Annotated in this window: 21 protein-coding genes and 1 pseudogene; 10 read left to right on the top strand and 12 right to left on the bottom strand. The window is 54.9% G+C overall.

The genetic code is table 11. The annotated features are described in order from the left end of the window. Positions 1 to 403 precede the first annotated feature (403 nt). Positions 404 to 3,343 (top strand): DEAD/DEAH box helicase, encoded by a 2,940-nt coding sequence (locus AC3I0A_RS28500; RefSeq protein ID WP_489378821.1) that lies wholly within the window; start codon positions 404 to 406, stop codon positions 3,341 to 3,343. A 713-nt stretch (positions 3,344 to 4,056) separates the two neighbouring features. Here the strand turns inward: AC3I0A_RS28500 and AC3I0A_RS28495 are convergent. Together AC3I0A_RS28495 and AC3I0A_RS28490 are read right to left on the bottom strand one after the other, a co-directional pair. Next, positions 4,057 to 4,917 (bottom strand): HNH endonuclease, encoded by an 861-nt coding sequence (locus AC3I0A_RS28495; RefSeq protein WP_256220691.1) that lies wholly within the window; start codon positions 4,915 to 4,917, stop codon positions 4,057 to 4,059. Further along, positions 4,914 to 6,455 carry an AAA family ATPase gene (locus AC3I0A_RS28490; protein ID WP_053160624.1) on the bottom strand — a complete coding sequence of 514 codons (1,542 nt, stop codon included), beginning with the start codon at positions 6,453 to 6,455 and terminating at the stop codon, positions 4,914 to 4,916. Before AC3I0A_RS28490 ends, AC3I0A_RS28495 begins: the two co-directional genes overlap by 4 nt. 673 nt (positions 6,456 to 7,128) lie before the next feature. Between AC3I0A_RS28490 and AC3I0A_RS28485 the strand changes: the two genes are divergently transcribed. Beyond that, positions 7,129 to 7,929 (top strand): hypothetical protein, encoded by an 801-nt coding sequence (locus AC3I0A_RS28485; RefSeq protein ID WP_177330208.1) that lies wholly within the window; start codon positions 7,129 to 7,131, stop codon positions 7,927 to 7,929. Positions 7,930 to 9,210: 1,281 nt separating this feature from the next. Here AC3I0A_RS28485 and AC3I0A_RS28480 read toward each other — a convergent pair. The 5 genes from AC3I0A_RS28480 to AC3I0A_RS28460 form a co-directional block, all read right to left on the bottom strand. Further along, complete coding sequence (locus tag AC3I0A_RS28480; protein ID WP_489378820.1) at positions 9,211 to 9,684, bottom strand: hypothetical protein; 474 nt, start codon at positions 9,682 to 9,684, stop codon at positions 9,211 to 9,213. Positions 9,685 to 9,747: 63 nt separating this feature from the next. Beyond that, positions 9,748 to 10,482, bottom strand: coding sequence for a Qat anti-phage system TatD family nuclease QatD (gene qatD / locus AC3I0A_RS28475; RefSeq protein ID WP_053160622.1), 735 nt, complete (start codon positions 10,480 to 10,482; stop codon positions 9,748 to 9,750). Next, complete coding sequence (gene qatC / locus AC3I0A_RS28470; RefSeq protein WP_053160621.1) at positions 10,482 to 11,747, bottom strand: Qat anti-phage system QueC-like protein QatC; 1,266 nt, start codon at positions 11,745 to 11,747, stop codon at positions 10,482 to 10,484. The genes qatD and qatC overlap by 1 nt, the downstream gene beginning before the upstream one ends. After that, entirely contained in the window at positions 11,744 to 12,583 is an 840-nt protein-coding gene (locus AC3I0A_RS28465; protein ID WP_053160620.1) for a hypothetical protein, read from the bottom strand. Before AC3I0A_RS28465 ends, qatC begins: the two co-directional genes overlap by 4 nt. Beyond that, a complete protein-coding gene (locus AC3I0A_RS28460; RefSeq protein ID WP_053160619.1) occupies positions 12,583 to 14,532 on the bottom strand; it encodes a KAP family P-loop NTPase fold protein in 1,950 nt (649 codons plus the stop codon). The genes AC3I0A_RS28465 and AC3I0A_RS28460 overlap by 1 nt, the downstream gene beginning before the upstream one ends. Before the next feature lie 348 nt (positions 14,533 to 14,880). On the opposite strand from AC3I0A_RS28460, the gene AC3I0A_RS28455 reads away from it, so the two are divergent. Continuing rightward, positions 14,881 to 15,174 carry a hypothetical protein gene (locus AC3I0A_RS28455; RefSeq protein ID WP_053160618.1) on the top strand — a complete coding sequence of 98 codons (294 nt, stop codon included), beginning with the start codon at positions 14,881 to 14,883 and terminating at the stop codon, positions 15,172 to 15,174. A 137-nt stretch (positions 15,175 to 15,311) separates the two neighbouring features. On the opposite strand, the gene AC3I0A_RS28450 is transcribed toward AC3I0A_RS28455, so the two are convergent. Beyond that, the gene (locus tag AC3I0A_RS28450) at positions 15,312 to 17,300 is read right to left on the bottom strand and encodes a UvrD-helicase domain-containing protein (protein WP_489378819.1); all 1,989 of its coding nucleotides are present in this window, start codon (positions 17,298 to 17,300) and stop codon (positions 15,312 to 15,314) included. Beyond that, positions 17,300 to 19,393, bottom strand: coding sequence for an ATP-dependent nuclease (locus AC3I0A_RS28445; protein ID WP_053160616.1), 2,094 nt, complete (start codon positions 19,391 to 19,393; stop codon positions 17,300 to 17,302). The genes AC3I0A_RS28450 and AC3I0A_RS28445 overlap by 1 nt, the downstream gene beginning before the upstream one ends. 161 nt (positions 19,394 to 19,554) lie before the next feature. On the opposite strand from AC3I0A_RS28445, the gene AC3I0A_RS28440 reads away from it, so the two are divergent. Beyond that, on the top strand, positions 19,555 to 19,623 hold the full coding sequence (locus AC3I0A_RS28440; protein ID WP_371259809.1) for a hypothetical protein: 69 nt from the start codon (positions 19,555 to 19,557) through the stop codon (positions 19,621 to 19,623). Positions 19,624 to 20,095: 472 nt separating this feature from the next. Here AC3I0A_RS28440 and AC3I0A_RS28435 read toward each other — a convergent pair whose 3' ends face one another. After that, entirely contained in the window at positions 20,096 to 20,731 is a 636-nt protein-coding gene (locus AC3I0A_RS28435) for a hypothetical protein (RefSeq protein WP_489378818.1), read from the bottom strand. Positions 20,732 to 20,834: 103 nt separating this feature from the next. Here AC3I0A_RS28435 and AC3I0A_RS28430 point away from each other — a divergent pair, with 103 nt between their 5' ends. The 4 genes from AC3I0A_RS28430 (at position 20,835) to AC3I0A_RS28415 (ending at position 22,584) form a co-directional block, all read left to right on the top strand. Beyond that, entirely contained in the window at positions 20,835 to 21,107 is a 273-nt protein-coding gene (locus AC3I0A_RS28430) for a hypothetical protein (protein ID WP_489378817.1), read from the top strand. A 147-nt stretch (positions 21,108 to 21,254) separates the two neighbouring features. Then, positions 21,255 to 21,575: a hypothetical protein gene (locus AC3I0A_RS28425; RefSeq protein WP_053160614.1), complete on the top strand. Its 321-nt coding sequence runs from the start codon at positions 21,255 to 21,257 to the stop codon at positions 21,573 to 21,575. Further along, on the top strand, positions 21,572 to 22,171 hold the full coding sequence (locus tag AC3I0A_RS28420; RefSeq protein ID WP_489378816.1) for a hypothetical protein: 600 nt from the start codon (positions 21,572 to 21,574) through the stop codon (positions 22,169 to 22,171). Before AC3I0A_RS28425 ends, AC3I0A_RS28420 begins: the two co-directional genes overlap by 4 nt. A 221-nt stretch (positions 22,172 to 22,392) precedes the next feature. Further along, complete coding sequence (locus AC3I0A_RS28415) at positions 22,393 to 22,584, top strand: hypothetical protein (RefSeq protein WP_489378815.1); 192 nt, start codon at positions 22,393 to 22,395, stop codon at positions 22,582 to 22,584. 87 nt (positions 22,585 to 22,671) lie between these two features. Here AC3I0A_RS28415 and AC3I0A_RS28410 read toward each other — a convergent pair whose 3' ends face one another. Next, entirely contained in the window at positions 22,672 to 22,881 is a 210-nt protein-coding gene (locus tag AC3I0A_RS28410; RefSeq protein ID WP_053160611.1) for a hypothetical protein, read from the bottom strand. A 194-nt stretch (positions 22,882 to 23,075) separates the two neighbouring features. Next, the gene (locus AC3I0A_RS28405) at positions 23,076 to 23,480 is read right to left on the bottom strand and encodes a hypothetical protein (protein ID WP_489378814.1); all 405 of its coding nucleotides are present in this window, start codon (positions 23,478 to 23,480) and stop codon (positions 23,076 to 23,078) included. Between the two features lie 510 nt (positions 23,481 to 23,990). On the opposite strand from AC3I0A_RS28405, the pseudogene AC3I0A_RS28400 reads away from it, so the two are divergent. Beyond that, positions 23,991 to 24,599 (top strand): annotated as a pseudogene (locus AC3I0A_RS28400) (histidine phosphatase family protein); the annotation flags it as partial. A 27-nt stretch (positions 24,600 to 24,626) separates the two neighbouring features. Next, the gene (locus AC3I0A_RS28395) at positions 24,627 to 25,142 is read left to right on the top strand and encodes a DUF7693 family protein (protein ID WP_489378832.1); all 516 of its coding nucleotides are present in this window, start codon (positions 24,627 to 24,629) and stop codon (positions 25,140 to 25,142) included. Positions 25,143 to 25,450: the final 308 nt, after the last annotated feature.

The following is a 25,450-nucleotide window of genomic DNA, read 5'->3' as shown; positions in this document are numbered from 1 at the left end:
ATTGCTCCTCAGCGACTACTGGGGTAGGTCGTAAATCAAGCCATTCGCCAAGCGGGCACTTCGTCCCTGGAAGCACCTGCTCATCGGCCATGGAGGTTCAGAAAGCTCGAGCCACATCGTTGCATTACGATGGTGCGCACCCTACCGGGACGGCTGGCGTGAATCGTGCCCCCTCCGCGCGCGGTGTCTCGGCTCTGTGGGCGCTCATTCCCACGCCTGCGTGCTCCGCTTGCTCAAAGCAGTTCGATTGTTCAACGCCAGTCCGACACATTGAGGCGGATGGTTAGAACGCGAGGGCGATGCGGCTTGCCCTTGCGTTGGCCCGAGTCAAGTCATTGATACGATTACGGCGTGCTACCATATCGCCACCCTCCCCTGAGTTTATTTACCCCAGGTAATCGCCATGGACGATGTAGTCATAACGCATTCGGATGTGTACCAGAGCTGGCAAACCCACCTGTTCAACTTCAGTCTCGACGATCCCAAAACGAATGCACCTGGGTTGCGCAAACCGCAGTTGGCTGCGCTTTACGCCACCCTGGGGCATCTGGTGGTCGACCCCTCCTCCACCGCTACGGTGGTTATGCCCACAGGGACAGGGAAGACTGACACCATGCTCGGGCTTATCATCGCTGCTAGAATGGCAAGAACATTGATCCTGGTTCCATCAGACGCTCTCCGTACGCAATTGGTGGGCAAGTGCACGGAGATGAAGACGCTTCGCACCGTTGGGGCCGTATCGGACAAGGCGCGCAATCCTATCGTTGCAGCCATCGATTCAGTGCTGTCTGAAGCGCAGGTTGCTGCGTTGGCTAACGCCAATATCATTGTGGCCACTCCCCAGGCTCTGCTGTTATTTGAAGACGCCGCCTTGGGGGCGCTCGTGAACATGTGTAGCCATCTGATGATCGATGAGGCTCACCATGTCGTGGCAGCCAGTTGGAATCGAATCAGAACAGCCTTCAGGGGCAAACCATGTATTCAGTTCACAGCGACGCCGTTCCGGGAGGATGGTCTGGCTCTGGCCGGCAAGATCATCTACAACTACCCGCTCCGGGATGCGCAGCTTGACGGCTATTTCAAAGGTATCGAGTTCCATCCAGTACGAGAATACAACCTCAAGCTGTCCGATCAGGCCATCGCAGACAAAGCTGTTGAGCTGCTGAGGGCTGACCTCGAGGCTGGATATAACCATCTGATGATGGTGCGGGCCAAGTCGCACAAGCGGGCGACTGACCTGTTCGAGCTTTATAAGCAGCACGCCGACCTGACCCCCGTGCTGATCCATAGCAAGGTGCCAAACCAAGCCAAGGTGATGGCGGAGATCGTCAAAAAAAAGCACCGGATCATCGTCTGCGTTGACATGCTTGGGGAAGGCTTCGATCTGCCCGAACTCAAGATCGCGGCCATTCATGATCAGCACCAAAGTCCTGCTGTTACACTTCAATTCATTGGCCGGCTGACGAGGGTTGATGCCGCCCTTGGTGATGCTAAGTTCGTGGCGAACATCGCTAACCAGAAGACCGACCACCAGATGGCAGACCTCTATAAAGAGAGTGCTGATTGGGGTGCAGTCATCCGCAACGTGAGCGAGCAAAAGGTCGGCCGGGAAATTAAGAAGGCGGACTTTAATGAGCAATTCGCCGACGGGGACGACGCCCAAGTGATTTTTGGCCTGAATCCGAATCCCAAAATCAGCGCGGTGGCATACCACGTTTCTCCCTCAGACTGGAGACCACAGCGGGCGCAGGATCTTGATGGACGCAGGGAAACGCTGCAGTACATCTCGATCAACGATCAGGCCGATACAGTGATTGCCGTGACTCGGAGAGAGACACTGGTTGGGTGGGCTCAGACCGAAGAAATCGTCGATACCAATTGGAATCTGTACATCGCGTTCTATGACAAAGCGCAGAAAACCCTGTTCATTCACACCTCGGGTGACGACACCCAGACAACTCGCTTTCTGAACTTGGTGGCCAAGGACTCTCGTCGCATCAATGGTGAGCCGGCCTTCCGTACGCTCCATGACATCAAGCTGATGAAACTGCAGAACGTTGGCCTGTCACGCGCCAGGAAAGACCTGCGGTTCACGATGCACGTGGGGCGCGATATCAACCAAGTGATTAGTGACATTGAGAAAGGCAACGCTACGAAGTCCAACATCTTCGCCACCGGGTTTGAGGGTGGAGAACGAACCACCGTGGGCTGCTCGCACAAGGGCAAGATCTGGGAGATGAGTTCCTCTCCGATCGACTACTGGGTCGAGTGGTGCAAGCGCATGGCGGTCAAGCTGAACGACAACACCATTGACCCTGGTGACGTACTCAAAAACGTCATGCGTATGGAGCAGATCAAGGGCAAGTGGCCGGAAGGCCTATTTTACGCCGACTGGCCTGTGTCGATCGCAATAGAAAACGAACAAAGGATCTCGCTGTATTTTCAAGGGGAAACTTTCAACCTTCTCGACGTCGAGCTTGGTAAGCCTGAGTACAGTGACCCGCAGACGTTGGAGATCCCCCTTTTGGTCGCGGGCAACGATGGCGAGGAGCGTCGCCTCACTACCATCTCTGTCAGGCTGTTGGAGGACGCATACAAGACGTCCTGCCCAGGTGTGAAGATCCTCTACCCCCACGAAATGCCGCTCGACTCTTACCTGGATGGAGACCCGCTTGTACTGCTCAAGGTCGACGGATCCATGGTGCAGGGCAATTATCGTCAGTACTCGCTCAACAGTATGGATGTAAAACTGCCTGCCGGTTTGCTCGAACCCTGGGATTGGGGAGCGACGAAAATCCATCAAGAGTCTATGCGCGCAGAGCGACGTAAGGATTCAGTACAAGGTTTTACCTTTGACAAGATCGCTGATGACTACTCGATCGTATTCAATGATGACGGCAAAGGCGAAATCGCTGACTTGGTGGCAATTCGAGAAAGCAAGGACGCCATCTATGTAGACCTTTACCACTGCAAATTCTGCCCTATGACGAAGGGCGTGGCTGCTCCCGGGGCACGCGTTGAAGACGTCTATGAGGTATGCGGTCAGGCGTCGAGGTCGGTGAAATGGCTGTACACGGGAGATAAGTTCTTCAACCGACTGATGGATCGGTACCAGAAAGGATTGCTGAAGGATTTCGACAGAATCCTCAAAGGCACGCCTCAGCAGCTGGAGATACTCCGCAACAAGTGCCACGACCACGAGCTGATCTTCAAATTTGTGATCGTGCAGCCCGCGATATCAGCGAAGAAGGTGTCAAAGGAACAGCTTGCTGTATTGGGAACAAGCTACTCATACATCAAAAGCATCTCGGGATCGGACATCAAAGTCATCGTGAGCCCCTGATGCACCTACTCCGGCGGGACAGTGACCTGTTCCGCTGGTGTTGGTTTTAGCTGCAACGCCAGTGCCTTGGATTCATGGCGTTGACGCACGCATTATCAAGGCGTCCACTCCTCTGGGGAACGCTAAACTCCTTTCGGGCTTCCCAACTCCGCTTGTCCTGGACGGCGTTCGTGGGCAAGGGTATACCGGCTAGCTGTAATCCGCCCTACCCTTCAAATTCCAAGCTGATTTACCAGAACACGGAAGCTATGATGCTCTCTAGCATTCGCCGACGTAGAGCGTCGCCGGGCAAGAGCATGGAATTGTTCAATCCTGACAACCGCGCGGTATTATTCTCGTCAACTACATCTTGAAAGCAACGAACGATCGAGTCATCCGGCCACCGTTGTAGCTCGGTGTTTGTGCGTGTCAGTGCCCTGCTCAACCTGCAAAAAGGCTTCTGAACACTTGAAGCTCATCTCATCGGGTCGCGGGCTACTACCTTTTTTGAAAACGGTAGAGCACTCAATATCAACCTTCTGACCTAGATCGCTAGATATCTATCAGGCTCGCTTGAAAGACAACTGGTCGCCACTCAATGGACGAGCAACCAACCGCCTCATCGCTCTAACTTGTACTCGATCAGACCGATCCTTTGCAGGGCATCGTGACGAAGCGACATCCCAAGCGGTTCCTCACCTGCGTGCGCAGCGCTGGAGCTAGTTAGAAAACGTCTACCGATAACTGCGGTTGCAAAACCAGACGTCATCCGCTAGTGCTTCGTAAAGCACTTTTTTCCATCCATTGATCACCAAACCAGTCACCTGAGCGCCTGAACGAAGGAAGTCAGAGAAAGCTTCGGGGGGCTGCCTGCTGAAATAGTTCGCACCCATGTCCATCAGCATGCTGAGTTCTGATCCCGCTTGGATGCTGTACCGCTCGGCAATACCGAACAGGTCAAAATGATTAACTGCCCTTGCCTTGTCCTCATCATTCCAGTCATCAGGTGGACTGGCGCTGTAGATGATTGAGCAAGGGCTGGTGTGAGATACGGAAACACTGATCCACCTTTCCTCGAAAAATTGTCGTTTGTCCAGATATGGGTGAAGCGGTTGCCGATGCGGGTGGTCAATCAAGGGGTTGCGTTTGTCGGTATTGCAGTCACGGCAGGCAGGGATCAAGTTTTGGGGAACGATAGCCAGCTTCGGGTAGTTGGCTTTTGGCAAATAATGATCCAGGGTTCGCGGTCGTCCTATTCCTCCACATGTAGGACAATGGTCACCTGCAGCCACCAAAATAGAGTCGTAGAGTGCTCGGCCAGGTTCTCGCTGCACCATGTAGTATTCGTAGAGGTGAACGAGCTCGCTTTTTCGAATGTCATCGATCACGATGGGATCATCCCCCCTGGCCAACCTCAATGAGGGTAACTCCCACGTGGATCCGGCGGCGACTCTTTCGATAAATTCGGCGGCGTTGGCTGTGATACCTGGAAGAATACCCCTCATTCTATCTCTCTGATGATCATCAATTATCGCAGAGGTGCAGGCCATGTAGGCCTCCTCAGGAGTGCAACTCGGGGCTAACAATTGCTTCATGCCTGCACCTTTGAATCACGCTCAGCGATTAACGCCCGAAGAATTGCCTGCCCCTCAAGCCCCAATTTCCCACCGAATTTTCCAAGGATCACCTCAAAGGTATGTCCCTCGGCAGCTTCAGCTGCAAGAAGTGTATGAAAACCCGAGGATGCGACGTCCAATCCAAAAACTTCCCGGGTAAGAATCCCTACGTTCTCGCCGAACGTTTCAACTGTTGGCCGCTGCGCTGACGCCACCAAATTAGACCGATGAATTTTCCAGACACACGACGCAGGAATTTCCTGGAGCACCACCGGCGAATGCGTGGCCACGATCGCTACACCGTTGCGATCCAGAAGCAGCTCACTCAACGCCCTAATCAATGCCGATAGCAGTGGCGGATGCAAATGGCTTTCGGGCTCATCCATCAGGACGAGAGTTTTTTCCTCGACCCGCTCGACCAACTTGGTGATAGTCAGCAGCACGATCGAATGGCCTGAGCTAAGGTTCGAAAAGATTTCGTTGGCCGCCGTGCTCCATTCCTCGCCACTCAAAGACAAGAGCCTGTCGAATCCCAAACCTGCGAAATTCTCATCAGTTTGCAAAGTTTTGACGGCCTGTCGCCAACGGTTTCGCTTATGCGTTTCCCGCAGGCACCCTCTCATTCCGTCAATGAAGTCAGATTTGAGAGCGTCCCGGCGCTTTAACTCATGCCATGCGTCCTCGCCTTTTGACTTTAGCCCTACATAGAAAAAACAGGTGCCTTTGGCTGGATCGGGCTGCTCTGGAGGTGGATCAAAGGGGTCAAATGCGCTAAAGGATACGAGCACTACGCTGCTGAAAAAATCAGGGGCAATAATCGCTCGCTGTTGCCCCCAAAACTGAACTTGGTAGATGGCATCTGCACCAGCGTGGCGATTGTGGATGGCATTGGTGATGCCATTGAGGATGGTGGTCTTTCCGATGCCGTTTCGCCCGATTAGCGCGTGCACATTTGTCAGGGGCGTCGAATCAACATTCACATCAAAACTCAACTCAATGCCGGCGGTAGAGCTATCCGCTTGCTTCGTGTAGACGAAAGAAAAATTGGTTCTGACAGCACCACCAAGTAGGACTCGCGTAAATTGATTCTTGACGCTGGCCAAGCTGACATTGCGCAACAACGAGATTGACAGCACGGGCTCGTCTATTATCGCTTCCAGGATTTCAGGGTTGGCAACGATGTCATTCATCCCTCGGAGGAAGTCAAACCGCAAATCATCGGAGGATAGGCTCGCGATTTTTTGGTAGTACTCCACGCTGGTACCGAGTGAGAAGAAGCCCTCTGGGAGACTTTGAAAAGAATCTGGAAGTTTGGAGCGTGTGGTTGTTGCGGTATCCTGCCCTTTGAATCCAATCTTGACATTCTCAAGGTTGTGAGCCGTGCCAGATTCGTCGTACGCGATGACATAAAACATTGTGACAAAGCTGTGGTCGTTCCAGCGGTCATATTTCAGGTAAGCAGTACTGGGTTTGCCACTCGGGAATTTTTCTTCCCTTCCTACGATGTGAAATTCCATTCTTCCCTGTTCCTGATACAACGCGATGTTCAGCGGCCATCTTCGCCAGCTGGTTCTCATGGTGGCATTTCAGCTTCGGAACCACAACGCGTGACGCGCAGATCAGGCCTAACACAGCGCTTATCTTCAATGGATACAGGAACTTGGCCTCCTGAATCCTACATTTCACCGCCGGCACCGCATTATCGTTTCGAGATTTTCAGTGGTTTAACGGCGGTGTGCGCCCGCAGTGCTACCGCAGATTTTCGGGCCGCTTCTAGCGCTTTTCTGGCTTTGATGACATGCCATTGAGATGGCATCGAGTGACTGGTGGAGAGGGGCGCCCCGCTTTTGCGGCGTCGCCGCCACCTTTTCTTTGCCTCCAAAGAAAGCTCCTCACTTCCAAAAATTTGGACAAAGTGCACCTGCGGTGGTACTCGCACGTCTGGAGTTTATGGCTTGCCAGGCCCTGCCCACGTGGCCCCTCTGTTTAGGACGATTGATCGTGGGGCAATGCGGCCTGCGCTCTGAGATCTATGGCGCGCACTCGATGCGCAGAGGTCTGTGTGGGCGTCAGCTCAGGCTGGGATATGAAGACGCTGACGGATTATGTAGTCTGGAGCAGACCTCGAGTCTGCCCAGAAAATCGTGTGTCTTATCGTGTGTCTTCAAAATAAGCCTGCAGGGAGGCAATTTGGCCAAGCTTGACTTTATTTTCAGTGTCCATATGTGTGCCATCAGTGAGTCCATCTCTGTCATGAGAATGCTTGCAGAGCAGGCTGAAAAAAATGTGGTGCTCGCACTTAAAGAGGCGGACGAGCAAGGCGCAGTAAAAGAGCATGAGCACGAAGAAGAAGCTTATGATCAGTATGGTGAAAGCTACGTGCGGCAACGGACTTTCTACTCATGCGGCTCTTCTGTCGGTTATGACTATGACGAAGTGCTAATGACGCATAAGTTTATGATCACCCAACTCACGCGACGCTCAGCATTTCTTACGATGTTTGGGTTGTTCGAACACCGTATGAGTCAATGCTTGGGGTTTATGCTTGAACTCACTGGCTTTGAGGGAAAGCTCAAGGGTATGGGGCCAATAGAAAAGGCTCACTCGATGCTGAAAAAGGTCATTGGCGGCAAAGGCATCGCAGACCTGGATCATCTGACTGTTATCAGGAATGTAATGGCTCACAGCGACGGCACCGCTAAGGGCTATAGGGTAACAAGCACGCGCAAAGGCAGGAAGAACTCTTCGGAGAAAAGGATGTTGTCAGCCCTTCGCAAAACTAAGGGAATATCGGTCAACATTTTTGACGGTGTCTTGATGGACGAGGTTTTTTTGGAGTATGCCGTTTGCGAGTTTCATAGGTACGTGAATGAAATGGAGGCGGCGGTGCAGATGTATCATGCAGAAAATGAGTGTGCATCAAGTAAAATCCAGCGCAAGGGGTGGATAAGAAAGATCGTAGAGCTTTGGTTTTTCAGAATGTTCGCCTAGTACCTATCGAACCTGTCGAATGCTCAAGCCGAGTACTTGCTGTCTGACACTGATTGCCTATGGTGATGAACGACAGCGGCGGCCGCCTAAGACGCCGCTGAGGCGATTTCAAATCGTTGATGAAGCCATCGATCGCAAGGCGCGCCTCGACCCCAGTCTGAGGTGTTCATGGTCACGCCTCGATCAGACTTACTCTACGATTGATCTGATGCGAAACGCGAGAAGCGCTACTGCAACCACGCCTACCCATTGAGACCAAAAAGGCTCGAGCCAGCCGCAGGTATCCTCGTCAAGCCAAACGCTGAATGCGGGCATGAGTGCGATCCAGGATAGCCCGAGGCACCCTGGCCAGCTGTAGCTGAGGCCCACGCCTAGCAGCCCTTCGGCCCAGGCAGTACCCTAAGTGCCAGGCTAGACCCAGCCTTCCCAAGACAGCACCGGTAGTGGCGATGTCCAGATGTACCTGGTCAGCCAAGGTGACCACGGCGCAGAAACACAAAACCACGGCCAAACAGTCAAGATTCCGGCAGACGAGCTGCTGTAACTTCCACGCATTGTTGTACCTCACTGATGAACGGTGATGTATCAATGCCATTAGGCTGTTTCGATTTCAACTCAACCTCGTGCACCTTCTCTCAGACCTCCTGAAACTGCGTGATGCCGTTGCCAAGCCATTCCTCTGTGTGCGCCTATTTCCAATCCCGCTTGCGTGCACTCACCCTACCCTCTGTTTCTCATGACCTGCGATGACCTGATGCCGGGTGAGCCCTCGCGAGGGCTGGTTGTTACCCCAGAGGAGATGGAAACCATCAAGCTCGACTTGCCCGTGATTGTTCAACGAGAGCGGCGCATTGCGGACAGTTTCCAGAGCTTCGTTCGCCCTCGCCTAAACCGCCCAATCACACCGTCCTGCAGGCAGCTCATGACCATCGAACAATGCGAGGTCGATTCTGCTTCTGGGTTTATCGACGCCATGCAGCGGCTTAATTGTTTCGCGAGCGGCTACGCCGGCGCTGCTTGGCTGTCTTGGGGTAAGTACGATGCTACTCAGATACGCCGCGATGGAACCATCAATCAAACCAGCAGCCTGCTTGAAAGCATCCCCCGCTTCCACGTGAAGGACTGGTTCGAGCAGGTGTTTGGAGAGCAACCCGGTGGCCTGAAGCCTACTGTTGAGCGGCTTGGGTTAGCATGGGCCAGAACCTATCGGTCGCGGGATCGATGTTGCGAAGAACGTGGCAGCGGTATTGCTTCAATTTCTCGGCCAGCGAGCTGTTTGAATCAATCCATCGGCCTTGGGCCATTCAGGAACTGTTCCCACAAGGTGATGCACTCGCAGGCAAGCTCTCGAACGTCGAATGACTTGCCATTGCTCTCGACGCGGTAGCTACACTGCAGTACCTCTCCACCGCCACTACCTACAAACCATGTGGAGTAAAGTTTCTGTGGTTGTGAGATGGTTGGCTGGTGGCCGGAGCGTGGTGTGCGCATGAGCTTGCAGTGCTTGGAACCATTCGCGAGATCCGCACAAATCCTGAGCGCCTCATTCAGATTGATGAACGTGTCGATCTCTCGCGCTCGCACGGCTGCCCCGTCTTGGTGGAGTGCCCAGTCCCTGACGTGATAGCAGTGGATGAAGAACGATAAGACATCGTCAAAGTATTCTTCTTCATCATGTCCTATCGATGAAAATACCCCTGCATACAGGCTCTCGATCCTTTTCAGGTAACGTTTGGCTCGGTTCAGTTGCTCCATGATCCATCCTCAATTCACCGCCCACCTGGCTAGCCTGTACGGGCTTTCTGGCTCTGATCAACCCTACGCCCGAATCAGGTCAAGAAGCCGACGAGAATTCGCCTCTAGAATATGCATGGCGTCGGCAGGCGTGACGTCCCATGCCCTTCCCAGCATCTGTGCGGTCTGACCTGCACTCCACGGCATGACGCTGGCGCCATCTACTTGCGCAAATGGCCCATCGCTTTCAGGGACGACCCGATCGCGCGGGAGGCTCTTGGCCAAGGACTGCCCCGCTGCCGAGTTGAAGGCTGCTGGGCCAATGCTGAACCAGCAATCTTGTGCTGCCGCAGCCTTGAGTTCCGTGGCGGTTCCAGTGAACCAGTGCAGCACCGCAGTACCGTAGCCGGGATGATCGTGCAAAACCGCCAGCACATCCTTCACGGCCTGACGCGAATGGATGCTCAGTACGCGACCGCCGAGGGCTGTGCACTGCGCCACGACGGCAGCGAACACTTTGCGCTGCACGTCGTAACTCGCCTGGAAGCGCTTGGAGCCATCCAGGCCGACCTCGCCCACTGCCTTCACCTGTCTGATCTGTTCAAGCAGCATGTCGAGCTCAGCGTGACGGTCGCCAACGATCTCCGGGTGCAGTCCGGGAGTGATCAGCACCTTGTCGCTTCCACCCAGTACTCTGCTCGTCGCGCTGAATGCTCGGGGGCTGGTGGTGACAAGCCACGTGAACTCGTTCCTGTCCTGTGCCTGCGCATAAACGTCACGGGCATTGGGGTACAGGTCGAGGTGGCAATGGAAATCCATCAAAGTACGCCGTCTCCAGTTAGCAAGGCTTCAAGTTCTTGAATGCCATTCGTGAGCACTGAGCGATACTGCGTGCGCTCACCGACTGGAGCAAACGCGAGCGAGGCACCCAGGAATCTGTCGATACCCTTAGACCGGGTCGTCAAGACAGCCTGAGCCACAGCCATTGGATCATCCGGGCCACTGGACTTATCGCTTCCAACCAGGCTGGAATACACATACCGGGTGGCGTCATCCCCTCCCGTCCATGCAGTGAATGCGGCCCGACGAATCATACAAGGTACGCAGCGTCCGCAGTGCGTGCGGTTATAGGTGCGGAAACGCCCACAGCTGGTGGTCTGCCAGGCCAACTGCTGCAGGCGCACCGGATCGAGGCAGTCGTTCATCATTTCACCCTTGGTCTTGAACCGATAGGGTAATTCTAACTGCACATGCACTCCTACACCGTCCAGCACCTGCTGGAGCTTGGCTATGAACAGAGGGTGCGTCGTGCGGGTGCTCAAGCTCGATACGCGCCCGGGGACAAGCGGCGGGTTCACGCAGATGAACCCATTCTCAGGAATGAACAACGTGGGGCGAGGGTCGGCCAACCGCGACGCCGCTAGCACGGCGAACGCGTAGAACGCCAACGATCGGGCGCGCGTTGAAGGCTCTTTGGGGCCCTTGAAGCTGATGCCGTGACTCCACTGATAGTGGGCCCCATCCCCGCCTAGCAGGTGGGCGTAATCGCGCTGGCGCTGCGAGTCCTCATGCGCCAGTTGCGAGACAAACAAGGGGCGCCGCCCTTGAGCGACCAGATCGAGCCCTCCGATCAAGCTATCAAGGCCTCCCGACAGCAACGACACGGAGTCCTGAGGTTTGGCAACGAATTTTCCTTCAGGTGGTGACATGCCCGCGCCGGTAAAGATCAGTGTCCAGTAATCCCCGGTCAATACCTTGAGCAGTTGCTCCAACTCGGCTCTGTAAGGTTCCCATCGCAGTGGTTCATGCAGGCCAACGCTGAGCTCAATCGTCCGCGTCCAACCATCGGCGCTGGTCTTGCGCATGCTGCACAGATCCGTTGCACACACCGCTAGGCAAAACTGAACGAAATCCCAGGTCGCCGAGGTAGGCCGGAAGCCTTTGCGCTTGAGCGATCCATGCCAGCCCTTAGCGATGGTGCCAACACCCTCTCGCCGGGCGGACTTGAAGTACGAAAAGGCGCGTTCGCCCGGTTGAAGTTCAACAGGGAGCTGGTCAGCTCTGGCACAAATTACCTTGATCATTCTGCAAAGACCTCCAGTGCGCCCTGGAGGACGGTTTGCGCCAGGGTCTGGCAATCCAATCGTTGGCCTGCTAGTCCTTCCATAATCCGCTCTACCTCACCGTGTACCCATTCCTGAACATCGTTTCGAAGCTCTTGCACCTGAAGGGGCGAATACTTCAGTTTTTCGTAGGTCTGGCCTAGTTGCTCATCGAGTCGGTTGCACACAGCGTTACCGATTGTGAAGCCGATGACCGAGTTGATTTGGTCATCGGTGAGGACGAAAACATCGACATCTGGGTCTTTTTGGTACAGCAAGGCCATCGCGTCCGACCCTGCGTTGCGCAGCGATTCATCATCGATGCTCCCGGTGTCAGGCATGACTTCCTTGATGAGTTCAAGCACCAGGTCTTCTGCCGAAAGATTCTGGCTACGCACGCGCTGAAGCCAGTCGATCGCTTGCTGGGTGCTGCCATCCCGGACGGCTTCGAGGAACTCGCCCAAACGGCCGGCGCCCTGAGCAACTCCGCGCATTGTTCGCGCAGCTCGAGCCGAACCGCCCATCCCCTTATTGATCATGCTGCTGGCGGCACCACGGAGCGCATCCCTGCCACCACCCGAGAGGTACTTACCCAGCTTGGCGCGAGCCGGCATGAACCGGCGATCAGGCGCGACATCACACTCCTGTCCAGCCTCTGCATTATCGTCTTGGCCATCAGGCGTATCATCGGTGCCTTCGGTTTCGGCTGCGCCGTCGCCGTTCCCTGCTCCCGCTGCACCGCCCTCCCCTTGATCCAGCCACTCTGGATCGAAGGGTGAGCCAGCTTTACCACCACTGCTCGAAGTTGAGGTACCCATCAGCTTGCATCCCTTAGCGCCAGATCGATTGCTTTCTTCGTGTTGCCCGCGACTTCCGAATTTTCCTTCCAAGACTTGAGAACATCTGTGGCCCAGGACTGGTTGGCAAGAGAGGGAATGATCCCCGGCCCAACCGATTTCGCTGGCGCTTGAGACAGTAAGGCAGCGGCGCGTTTACCCAAGGAGGGGTGCACTCTGCTGGGCTCGATCAACATGACCATCTCGGTCTTATTTTTCCAGGTGCGAGAGGTGGCGGTGCCCTGCCACGCCTTGCCCATCGCGAGCTCGGCCTGCGTGGTATCCAAGGCCCGGATGGCCTTAGTCAGTGGGTCGTTACCGCTGGATGCTTTCTTCAGCATGTCCCGAAGCTGTCGCGAAGCAGGCGTCATGTTGTCATCGCCGAAATCTCTGGTAGCCGAGTCGCGACTGAGGTGAAGCAATGGGCGCAAGTCCCTGGATCCCAGCGCAGGGGCTAGCTGCAGCCACTCCCTCACAAAAAACTCATCCGGGAAATTCTCAGGCAGGTCTGCTTCGCCGGCGGCAAGAGATTCAGCCTCTAGAAGGATGGATACCTCGCCGTCATTGTCCGAAGTCACCAGTGAGGACAGCGTTTTGGCGAGGTCTTCGTTGCAGCGTTCAAGCAGGTGCCATTTGGCCAACGCAGGGACATCTAGCTTGATCCCCTGAGGCGCCGCCAGTGACTGACGCAGGAATACGGTGTTCAGGAAACGCTTCATCAGGCGCGGGTTAGCACTGATGGCGGTGGAATTGAACATGAGTGGCGCCAGCCCCTCGGCAAGCTGCATCAGCTCCTGAAGCCTGAGATCACCATCGACGAGCTCAAACAGGAATTCGGTGGTGATCGTTTCGCCCTGCCAACTTTGACTCAGCCTTTTGGGGATGAGCTGTTTGGCATCCTCAAACTTGGCTTGCGCGAACGCACCAGCTCTGGTCTCGCGCTCGAGCAAAAGGAGTACTAGGTAGGCCTTGGCCTCATTCACACCAAGACGAGGCACGTGCAAGGGGACTTGAATGAGCTTATCGAAGTAGTTGGTCGCGATGTCGTCGTTGATATCGGTTCCTTCGAAGTGCTTCTTGACCGCCCCGCGAATGAAGTCATTGTCGGCAGCGATCACGAATGCCGTACGCTTGAGGAACAGCAGAAGGCGGATCGACTCCAGCGTCGAGATGGCCGTTTCAGGTAGGCACCTGTCGAGGTCATCGACAAATACCACCAAGGTCACCCCGAGCTCACCGAGCAGCTGCTGCAGCGCATCGCGGAATGCCTGGATTTCGTTCGGCAGAGACATGGGATTGGCCGGGTTCAAGATGCCAAACGATTTGAGACCAAAGTAATCTGCAGCCCCTTCGGCATCACTGCCCTCGGCGTCGGCACCTTTTGCCCCGGCCGCCTGGTCTTCTCCAGCATCTCCTGTTGGGGATTTGAACCAGCCCATGGCTTTGACGACTGCTTTACCCACCGAGCCTATGGGCAGCCCGGTCTTGATGGTGAGCGCGGCCTCAGTGCTGACCTGTACTAGCTTCAGCAAATTGATCCTGCGCATCAGGTCGACAGCTTTGTTCCACAGTGTCTTATCACCCTTGGCTAGTTTGAGCACCTCATCACCAACGATCTGCAGTAACGCACTGCGAGCGCTCTCAAAATCTTGGTAAAGCCAGGGGTTGAATGTGATGACAACGTAACGGGAGTCCTGTGCGGCATCTGCAGAACCCGTTTGGGTGGTGGTAGAAGGTGTCGCGCTAACAGCGGGCAGGTCGGCCAGGCGTGAGGCAATCATCTTCACCAAGGAGGATTTACCCGCGCCCCAGCCACCTGACACGCCGATCGAGATGGGCTCGCCGGCACTTTGTTTCAGCAGGCTCGCGCACGCATCCGCGACCACTCCAAAATTCAGGTAGTCCGTCGTGGTTTCGTTATCATGCCACATGAGCTAAATCCTTTTTCTGAGGCGATCGAACCGTCGTCTACGCGGATCCATCGCGATAAGAGGCAAGGCCCGGATTGTAGGCAAGTAGATAGCCATGTGCCATCCAATTGCGACATCCAGTAAGGTCTTGCAATAAAAAAGCGAAAATGACGGATACCGTCACCAAGCCCCGGCTCGAAACAGAAACGAAGCTTTGGACTGGCTCGCGAGCCCCAAGAAGGTGAAACGAAAGTGCCATAGTGGTAACCGATTGTTTCTGCCACTTGAATACCGGCCAACAGCCACCACGTCTAATTGACCGGTAGCGATAAGGATTTCCCAGGATCGCCCGGCCCAGGAACGAAAGACATGGCCAAGGCTAAGACCATCAGCGATATCAACGACAAGTATGACTACAAGGATGAGAACCCGGGCGGCAAGCAGGACGCAAAACTGGTGTCGTGTGCCCAGTGCGGGGAATACAACGAGCTCAGCTACATCTACACCCAGAAGCTGAAGCCGCTAATCGACAAGAACAAGATCTCGCACGAGGAAGCCATTCAGGCCTTGGATGAAGCCTGCGCTAAACTTGAGAATCCACGCACTCGCGTGAAGTTTTACGAGTTCCTGACCGACAAACTCGGGCACACCATCGCAGCGTAACGCCTGCGGCAGTGCTTATTGGACTGGATGCTCACTGTCTGAGTCAGCATCCAGTCTTTATCGCTCGATATGCTTAAGGGATCTTTGTACAGCGATCACCGCAATCTTCCCGGGTGCCCCATATTCAGGAGCGCGGTTTAGCCATTCGCTCCCGCGCCGAGCTCATTGATCACCCACCCCTGCGCTTCCAGCGCTGCCCTTCGCTCACTTCTTGCCTCTCCTTCACCCAGTGCACTGGTTCGGATAGCCAGGCACAGCAAATGCTTAGGTCTGGTCATCCCGACGTACATGAGCATCCTGTTCTTCCGGTAAGTCACCTGATGTTCCTTCTTCACCAGCGGCTTACCCTCCAACCATGGCAACATCATCTCCAGGACATGCTGTCCACTGAACGTTTCCACGATCAGTGTCGCCGAATGAGTCTTGCCTTTGACGGCGTGCATGGATGACAGTTGGACGTCGACGGGGTCATGTTCATCTTCGTCGGATCGGTATGTGTTGATGGTTTCACGGGGTATCTCGTACTCGTCCGTATCACGCGGCTCCGTCCACGCCAGGTACGCCTCTACCTCGGGTTCGTTTGAAATTGTCTCGCCAGGATGCAGCTCTGCGATCAGCCGCTTGAGCAATACGGCATGCCTCTGAACCCAACGCTCCTCTCGCAGCGGATGGACATAGAACAAATAGAGGTAGATGCCTCGCTGGTAGGCTTTCAGAAGCGTTGTGTTCAATGCCAAGCTGCGCTCTATGAAGCGGTGAAGCCTTGTCCTGATCTGGACAGGTCTCCTCAAGCCTGCGCGCTCAGCCAGATGAAGAAAACACTTGGCGATCATTTCAACGCTTTCGTGTGCATGACCGCTAACAGCCAGATGCGCTCTCGCCCTGCGAATACCTTCAACGAATGTTTTGGGCGTATACCTCGAGCTGTTGGCATCTGAGCGGTAGGCGCTCCAGTAGTGCTCCAGAGCCTTCGGGAATTGATCCTCCTTGTAGTTCTTCAGCCGGTGAACAGCGCCGATTGCATGCACCCCATCCTTGCGTTCCGAGACAGGCAGGCACCGAGAGACCAGGTGCGCAAATGCACTGAGAACACCGCTTGTGTCGTCGTCAGGGAAGAAAAAGATCGTGTTTGGACAAGCGTCGCCCTCCCTGCTCCTACCGATCAATCCCCCGGTAATGGGAGCGACTGCAAAGTTATTCGCCAAAGAAGCAATCACCTGGTTGAATCGGAAGCTTGTGGAGATATCGATTGTCTCTCCATGAGGGAAAGCGCCATCTGACTCGCCATCACCCTCAAAGATCTGCTGATTGGGATCCCCAACTCTGACCACGGCTGTATTCATGGCATCGCGTGGAAACACGTGGTTCAAGAGCTGATTTTGCACGACATCCGTGTCCTGCATCTCGTCGATGAGCACACAGGGGAACCGCGCTTGCAGCGACTGAGCGACATTCGGCTCCTGCTCAATCATGGCCTGGCCGAGCGTGAAGACCTCGTCGTAGCAAAAGTAACCCTCCGAAGCGGCAGCGCCCATGGCGCTACCCAGTTTTCCGTATGAGGGAGCTTCAGGTGAGCAAATGTAGTGCACGCCCCCGAGCGGATCCGAAAAATCAGCTGTTTGAAGACGAAGATCAGCCAGCGTTTTTTCCTTTTTCCCAAGGAAAGTCACCATATTTCTCCGCTCGCGCCCCAACGCCCTACCCCTGGCACGCCCGGTCGCTTCGTCATCGACCATCACCAGCGGATGGCCATTCGATCGCAGCCAGGGCGACGCCAGAAACCGCATGACAAAACCGTGGATGGTGTCGATGAAGTGGGGGTATCGCAGCAGCCTCTGGCCAACCTCAGTGGCGCCCAGCCGACGCTCGATCTCCTCGCGCGCCGCATTGGTGTGCGAAAGTACACAAATCCCCTGAGTACGACTGTGCCAGTGACGACCAAGGATGGCGAGCTTGGCAACCACTAGGGTGGTCTTGCCGCTCCCTGGGCATGCCGCCACATCAAGCGTATCGAGACGTTTGAGAAACGCCCTTCGTGGCTCATCTAGATCGCGCAGCGACATAAGCGCGCTCACCCATTCGATGTCTGCATCCGTGACTGGCGGGACAAGATCCTGGAGCCGCATTACGCAGGTTCCTCCACTCCGGCTGCTTGTGCATCGGCCGTGGTTGCAGGAACCGCAGGTGGCTCTGGTGTTTGAGCCAGGATCTGGCCGCCTGTGGCGTAGTTGATCGCGTCAACGACATAGGTCGGTAGCGCTGTACGCAAGTTCGCCTGATCGAGGTCACCTTCATCAAAAGCCATCTGCAGCAGGTCGACCAGGTGCTGTGCGGTGATCGACTTGGAGCCGGAATCCACAAGGCGGTAAATCTCGGTGGCTCGCTCATCATCGGTGGAGTACCGAGCCTTGAGGGCCTCCAGCGCATTGCTTGCCCTCTCGAGGACTTTCTCCCGTGTCAACTTACGCTCGTTGATCTTCGCGTCATGTAAAGCCAGCATGGCGGCTCGATGTACCCAATCCATGAGTCCCCCGACAGCCAGGTCGTACTCAAGCGTCCAATGATTGGCCACGAAGGTTTTCACGTTCTGGCCATCGCCACGTGTCCGTTTTTGCCGATGAGCCGCTAGCTTGGGTTCTCGCTCCACATCAGTAGCGCCGAAGTCGCTCAGCATGCGCCACCGGCGAGGTGCCGGCTTACCATTGGATGTGCGCTTGTTCGGGTTCAGCCCCATGATGGCTGGCGCGCAATCAGGCATTACGTCCATGTCAGTGATGCAGGCTGTGGGGATTTGAATGACGCCTTCAGACTCGTCAGCGCGCTGCATGACGTGCGCATATCGACGCAAACCGACCCCACCGACGTTGACGATTGATACACCGTGCTCGGTCAGGTCACGTCCAAGCAACCTGGCCAGCGCCGGCAGAAGAATCGCCTCAGCATCCCCTTCAACGATGAGCAGCCCCTTGGCAAAGAAGAGGCTGGCTTTGGTGACATCCAGGAAACGACCCAGGAACCGATAGTCATCAACCGACAGTTTGGTTCGCCCCTGCGCCATGGAGAACGCACGCTGACCTTGAATGAGCACGAGGTTTTCCAAGGCGATCTTGGAGCTCAGGTTGGGACTGTGCGTTGTCAGAATCACCTGAACAGGTCGTGTCTGCGCTTGCTCTTGAACGTGTTCCTGAGCTTGAGCTTGAGCTTGAGGCTGGGAAGCTCGCTCCAGGAACTCCATCAGTCTGAGTTGGCGCTGCGGATGAAGGTGCGCCTCTGGCTCTTCGATCAGCAGCAGTGGCAGACCGTCTGGCTCTTTGCCCAGCAGGAGGAGCTCGCAGGCCATGAACAGCAGATTATTTGAACCCAGGCCGTAACTGCCCTTTACAAGCCTCGATCCCTTGTCCAATAGTCCCAATTCGAGCCGCTCGAGAATCTGTTTGAGCTTTGTGGTCTGACTGCCGCTGTCGCCGAAGCCGAGATGGCTATGAAGTGGCTGTCCCGCCAGTGAGAGAGGTTCCAGGTAGCGTTCGTTGATCGTCGCTTGGGCAACCCTGATTGCGCTATGCCCTCTGACGAGCTCACGCATGTAATCGCCCATGCCTGCAATGCTCAGGCCGGAGGCCTCGGCTGTTGACGCCGGCGGAGCCGTGCCGACATAGGACTCACCGGTTTCGATTCCCGGAAAGCTGTAAAGGACTTGGGACAAGCGCGAGTTACGACCCGGCGACATCTCACGTTCAGCATCGCGCAAGGGCTTCAAGTAGGCGGTCGCCAGTAATTGGCGTGCTCCAGCGTCCAGGGCCGGGCCCTCTCCGCGCGCTCCACAGCGGACTTGGATGTCGACCCAGCGACGTGACGCGGTCGGCAACGCGAGTCGACGTGCTGACCAATGCACATGAAGCAGGCCCTCGCCACCCGAAAAGGTTACGTACTCAGCAAAGGCTCCGAGTTCCAGCGTTGATAACCCGGATAGCGTGCAAACCAGGGTGATGTCCGTTGCAGATTCGCCATGCGCTGTGACATGGAAGTCCTCGAGTTCAAGGCGCAGGAAGTCGGAGTCACGGGTCTGCAGGACGTGCCGAATGGCGTCGATCACTGCGGTCTTGCCCGCATCATTCTCCCCTACAAGCGCAGTGACGCCCTCGTTGAAGTGAATGACAAAGCCTGGAGTCAGATCGCCAAACTGGCGGAAATTACGGATAGACAGCGCTGAAAGGTACATCCCCACTTCTCCTTAAGCCTGGCTTCTATCGGCCTTTGGGCTTCCAAGCCGAACGCAATGTTACTGGCTATATGCCACAGACTAAGGCAAGGCGCTATCTCGAGCAGCTGCTATCTGTAACGGAGAGTAATGGATAATAGGAATTGTAGAGCGGTGGGAGTTTGTCAGGACGGTCAGTGATCGAAACGAAGGGCGGCAACAACGAGCCCCTCAAGGAATGGAAAGGGTAGTATCGAGCTAAGGAAGTCGAGAGCTGGTTGGCTCATCAAGCGATCAGCCTGCAGTCCTCCAGCTGGATACCCTGGACTGGTCGAAGCCGGCTGTCGGTCTGAATTCCCGCCGGAACCTGAGCACGACCTTGTTGAGCAGATCTTCCGCAACCGATCTCTCAACGAGTTTACGAAACTCGCTGCAAACTCCTTGCGCCAGGGCCCGGTAGGCGTCGGCCCAATCGACATCACCGGCCCTCCTTGCTTACGTAAGGCGGGTAAGCAAAATGTTGTTCGCCTTCTTGGTCGACGCATTCCATACATCCTGGTCACACGGGTGGCCTTCCCTATGTGAGATTACATTCACCGCATCGGCTGCTACCTACCAACAAGCAGCACGCCATTAACTGGCGATTGTAACTACGCTATTCCATTCAGGGTTGAGTGGCTTCTGGCCATCCTCACTTATCCATGCAGAGGCAAGCTGTTCGTCTTAAGGTCTCTCAATCCGAGCTAGCAAGTATCCTCCCACGCACAGCTGCTCAACCAACCAGGAAGCGTCCTCCACGCCGAACGTGAATACCCTATCTTCGACGCCCAAGACCGGGACAAATAGCTCGTCGTTCACCCCTATGAAAAGCTGAAAATAGCTTTGCGAATCTGGATAGCGAAACGATCCAGATGCTCCAAAGAACATTCCGTCCAAGTCGTACCCGTGGTTGCACAACCTATCTTCCAGAGTGGACTGAGTACGAGACAGAATCAGTTGGTGAAATATCTTACAAAAATCCACTTTCTGCGGAAAAGGGTTACCAGTGAGGATTGCGCTCCGTTGATTGAGCATTTTTAACAAGGTCGACAGCCCATTAGCTAGCTCCCCGCATTGCTGAGCAGTGAAGTCATATTCAGACCCCTCTAGGACGAGCCTTATGTGGCTATTTGCGAGTTCAACAGATGCCTCGAACCACCTAGCTTCCTCACCTTCACCTTCAAGAGATAAAAATGCGCGCTCGGCCCTGAACTTAATAATTTCCGCAAAATTATGCTCTCTCATCATTTCCCACACAGCCTTTTCCGTGAAATACAAACTTAAACGGATTATTTCGAGCAAAACTTTAGCGCTGCGCAAAGTATTTTTCAGGCAGATTTATTTTTTAACCCACCACTCAAGTTTTGAATTTCGCCTCCGTTTAATTAGTTATGCGACTAATTTTTTGAGGAAAATGGAAGTCATGAGCACAAAACTGCCACCGAACAGGTTCTTCACTTTCAAGTATGATTCCCTGAAGAGTGACTCGCGCGAGTTCAGGCTTGCCATCTTCACTTGGCCAGGCACTTCAGAGGGGGCGGTCATAGACGATGACAACAGTTACGCAGTTCTCCTGGATACAGAATCCAACGGCGTAATTTCAATCAAAATCGATGAATGGCGCTTTAGGTTCACGCCTCAGCAGGTGACGGCGCTAGCCTCAGTACTCACCGAGCTATCAAGAGATGAAGGATGAATTCCGCTTTCTCTTGGCGGGAATGGCACCGTGAGGCAACAGACCTTCATCCAAGACAGGTGAGCTTCTGAAAAAAATTTCCGATCGGGCTCAAGGTTTCTCAAAACGAACCGTTTGTCATACCTATGACATCTTGAGAAACCAGTTTTGAACCTACCAACCATCGCATTTGCACGCTGCCTGAAAGGCGCCGTGTCGTTTGCCGAGACCATCCAGGGTCATCGTCAACGCAGGGCGTGGGAGCGTTTAGTCAGCTACATCGAGTCCTCTGACTCCCTTTCGGGCTTTGACAGGGATGCGGCCTTCGCTCAGGGCTATGCACAAGCGCTCGTCGACGGTGAGCAGATCGAAATTTCCACAGAGCGTGACTTACTGATCATTTCAATCGTTGACGAGTGGCAGCGGCATTTCATCCGCTCCAATTTCTCGGCTACCTGCAACACACCCCTTCCCCAAGGACATTCATGACTTCAAAATTTCAGCGCTACGCAGATGACGAAACTACAGATCCAAGCATCCGAATGCCTCGTCAAATTTTGGCAACCAGCACCAACCAATATTCGATTGATATCTTGGTTTCTCGCTGGGAAAAACACTTGGTCGAGCCATCTGTTGCTCACGAGAAGTATCCTTGGGCTGCTGGGTTGGTGATGGGAATACCTGTGCCGTCTTGGCATCGCCCAGTGGTGTGGAATGTAGGTCAAAAGACTCGGTTCATCGTTGCTGTGTGGTCTGGAGGGGATCTTGGAAGCTATCTCACTAATGATTGGTGCGGCTCGGCTGTCGGGCGAGCAACGGCGGAGAACAGCGATATTTTGATCGATGGCTTGCAGCGGTTGCATAGCCTTGAGGAGTACCTTCTTGATCGCTTGGCAGTCCCAGATGCTCAAGGGCAACCACGGGTTTGGTCTGAGATTGGCAACGGCGAACGCAAGCGGTTCTTGTCGACAGTCTTTACGCACGCACATGTATCGTCTGATGACGAAGGGTTGTTGCGAAAAACTTATGATCTTTACGCCATGGGTGTAGCTTCTCGTACGAACGATCAGCGCGCGGTTCGATAACCGTTAGATCCTATTTTTGGGGCATGCCCCTCTGGGGATGGCTGTCGTAAACCAAGCCCCGTCTATCGACGGGTCTTGGCCCTGCGGGCTTCCATCCTCATGCCTTCGACCTTCCTGGTCTGCGCGCTCCGCTTGCATCTTGACCGGGCGCATTCCTAGCTTGGACATTCCTTGCAGCTACCACATACTAGCCTCATCCATTTAGGAACGAGGCTCAGCAAATGGCATGGTCATTTTGGAAGGACAAACGTCCTGAATGGGTTCAGGCAGAAGAGCGAGCGTTCATCAAGGCAGCCAACAGCCTGAAGACACTGCAGACGACACCACGAGGTGGCGTTAGGATTGACCCTGAGGAGATCAGGGATCAGATCCTTGAGGCTCGAGAGTTATACAAAGACTTGGTTCAAAAATAACGGTATTGAGCGGAGAACCTGTTTGCAGCCACAGCTCTTAAACATGGTTTCAAAACTACAACACAAAGGTGTCCACAGAAGCTCGACTTACTGACACCATGGGCCCCAGGTAGGCGGATTCTCAACGATATCGATTGAGGTGCTGAGCTCATCCTGCATGCGCTCGAAGACCCTGTTCAGAGTCGGATGGGCATTTGACTCTCTCAATGTCTTCACCAATTGCAGTAGTTCCCTCCCCTGCGCCAAGGGCATTTGAATGTCGCAATAGACTGTGTCGTCATCGTCCGTCATTCCCATCGGATTTTCTCCACTCAACCTAATCGGTTCTGCATTCCACTGCAGCGATGTTGTGCGTGCCCCTACGGGAAAGGCTGTCGTAAGCCGAGCTTTGGCAAAGCCAGCGTCTCAGCCCTTCGGGCTTCCATCCCGCACGCCGCGCGCTCCGCTTGCCATGCCGACTCAACTGCATGATCTACCCACGCAGGACTCACTTAGTCATTCGATTTGTATCTAGCGGCCCTATGCTGCTCCAGATGCCGCATCTCTGCTTCCCACCTAGCTAGGAATTTATCCCAGTCCGAGGCGTAAGGCCCTTCGACCACCCGTGTCGAACCGATGCTCGCCTGCTGGAAACGCTCCCTCCATGGCTGTGGAATGGTCATTTCCAAGACGATATCGATGCCGCAGTTGTGATGCTGCACCGGGACAGAGGCACGAACTTCATTGAGCTCGAGTGACTCACCCATTGAGGGCGTGCCGCTTCGCTCCTGGTCGTCGAGGTCATCAAGGATGGCTAAGGCGTCAGCTGCCTCGGGGTCACCTGGAAGGAATCTGGCAATCTCCCATAGCGCTCTCCGCCTAGTGCGCTCAAGCTTTCGGAGTTCATCGTGGGTCATTTCAGTCTCTTTCAGGTCGGTTGAAGCTGGGCTGCGGTAGTGGCGTGCCGCCGCTGGCGGAGGGCTGTCGTGAACCGAACCGTGGCAAGCCACGTTTCGGCCCTACGGGCTTTCATCCCGCACGCCTGCGCGCTCCGCTTGCTTGGTGCTCGCCAGGAAAAGGTAGTCTGGCGCAGCGAACCTGAATTCTGGCTGCGCTTTCCAGCGGGCGAGGCAAGCGTTGCACTCAGCTCGCAGGAAACCCACTTTTGCTAAAACCTGAGGGGTTAGATCCAGTCTTCTTCACGTAAGTGACACATATGCTCTCTCCAGTGGACGTAGTCGTTTCCACTAACCTAGCGCAGGTATGTGTCCGAATCCAGCTCTGGAAGGCCTGCCAACACCGTAACTGATGTAGTGTCGTCCGACGAGACGCGGTTGACGATCACAGGAATCATTCTGACGCATTCGACCAGAGCGCGAAGGTATACTCGCTTTACGTGTGATAGCCACTGGGCAGGTATCTGATTAATGAAGCATGTCCGACTAATCCGTCATGGCGAAAGTGCCGCCAACGCAGGCGAAGCCAGTCGGGATCACGCAAGCATTCCTCTCACGATGAAGGGTGTTGAACAAGCGCACCTGGTGGCTCAGTCGTTCAACCATGCTCCTGCTCTCATAGTCATCTCCCCGTTCTCTCGAGCGCAGGCAACCGCGATGTCGACCGTCGCTGCCTTCCCTACTACCCCGTTTGAGATCTGGCCCATCCACGAATTCACCTACCTTGAACCAGCGCGGTGTGCCAACACTACAGTTGCCCAGAGGCGAGGTTGGGTGGAGGCATATTGGGCCAAGTCAGATCCCGCGTTTACGGATGGTGCTGGCGCCGAGTCGTTCTTTGACTTCATATGCAGAGCTCAGTCCTTCCTAGATCAGCTTGCAAAGCATCCCGCCCAAGACATCGCGGTATTTTCGCACGGGCAGTTCATTAACGCCGTAGCTTGGCTGATTGACCGTAAGTCGCTGGTCATTGATGGGCGAGCCATGGCGGACTGGCGTGAGTATGAAATTACCAATCACGTGCCTAACTGTTGCGGGTACATGTTATCGATGCATTCAGACGATTCAGCTTGGAGAATAAGCCCGTCAGCCCCTGAGGAGCTGCGAATGGACGTAATTCGACGCGTACCAGGCAGAGCCTACCAAGCCGCACGTGATCCTGTGCGCCTGCTCATTGAAGAGCGGGCGAAGACCCTTTCTGAAGCGGGCTACCCGCTGCCTGATGACGATTCTGCGATGTATGCTGAGCAAAGACTACAAGCTGCCAGAGAAGCTAGGCAGTCATCCGAGGTGGGCCGCGCGAACGGAAAAACCCAATCTGGGCTTTCGGCCAGAGAGGTATGCCAGCTACTGCGAGAGGTCATCTTCGGGCGACGAAGCATGACCAAGGTGGGCGAGGCGTCATGGGATGAGACTTATGCCGGCCACTTCGTAATAGATGTCGAGGGTTGGCTGATATCGATCTACAACGACTGCAATGAGCTCGACTACTGCGAGGAGTGCATGAGTCCAGATGGGAGAGACTGGTCGTTCGATTCAGGTGATAGATACGGGACAGATCCCATTGCGCTGTTATCGACATGGGAGCATCAGAACCTACATCAAATGTTGAAGGCCCTCTAGTCGGACAGGGCATCCTTGGGCGTGCCCCACTGGGGGCGGCTGTCGTGCACCGAGCCACGTAGTGTCTCGGCCCTGCCGGGCGTCCATCCTCACGCCTGCGCGCTCCGCTTGCCCATCGCCCACAGTATATCGACTTGAAGACTGAAGCTGCTTACATCATGTTCTTTCAACATTTCCAACACAGCCTAATCCTTGAAATACATACATATACGGATTTTTGCAGACAAAACGTAAATACCTTGCGATTTTTTATTACATTGAATTGGTCTGCCGCCCCCAAACTCGTCGAACGTCAACAAATTCAAGTG

This window comes from Pseudomonas sp. KH_024_B2 (assembly GCF_057839965.1).
Note: the sequence above shows the minus strand (reverse complement) of the source record. Positions and strands in the feature narration are given on the sequence as shown.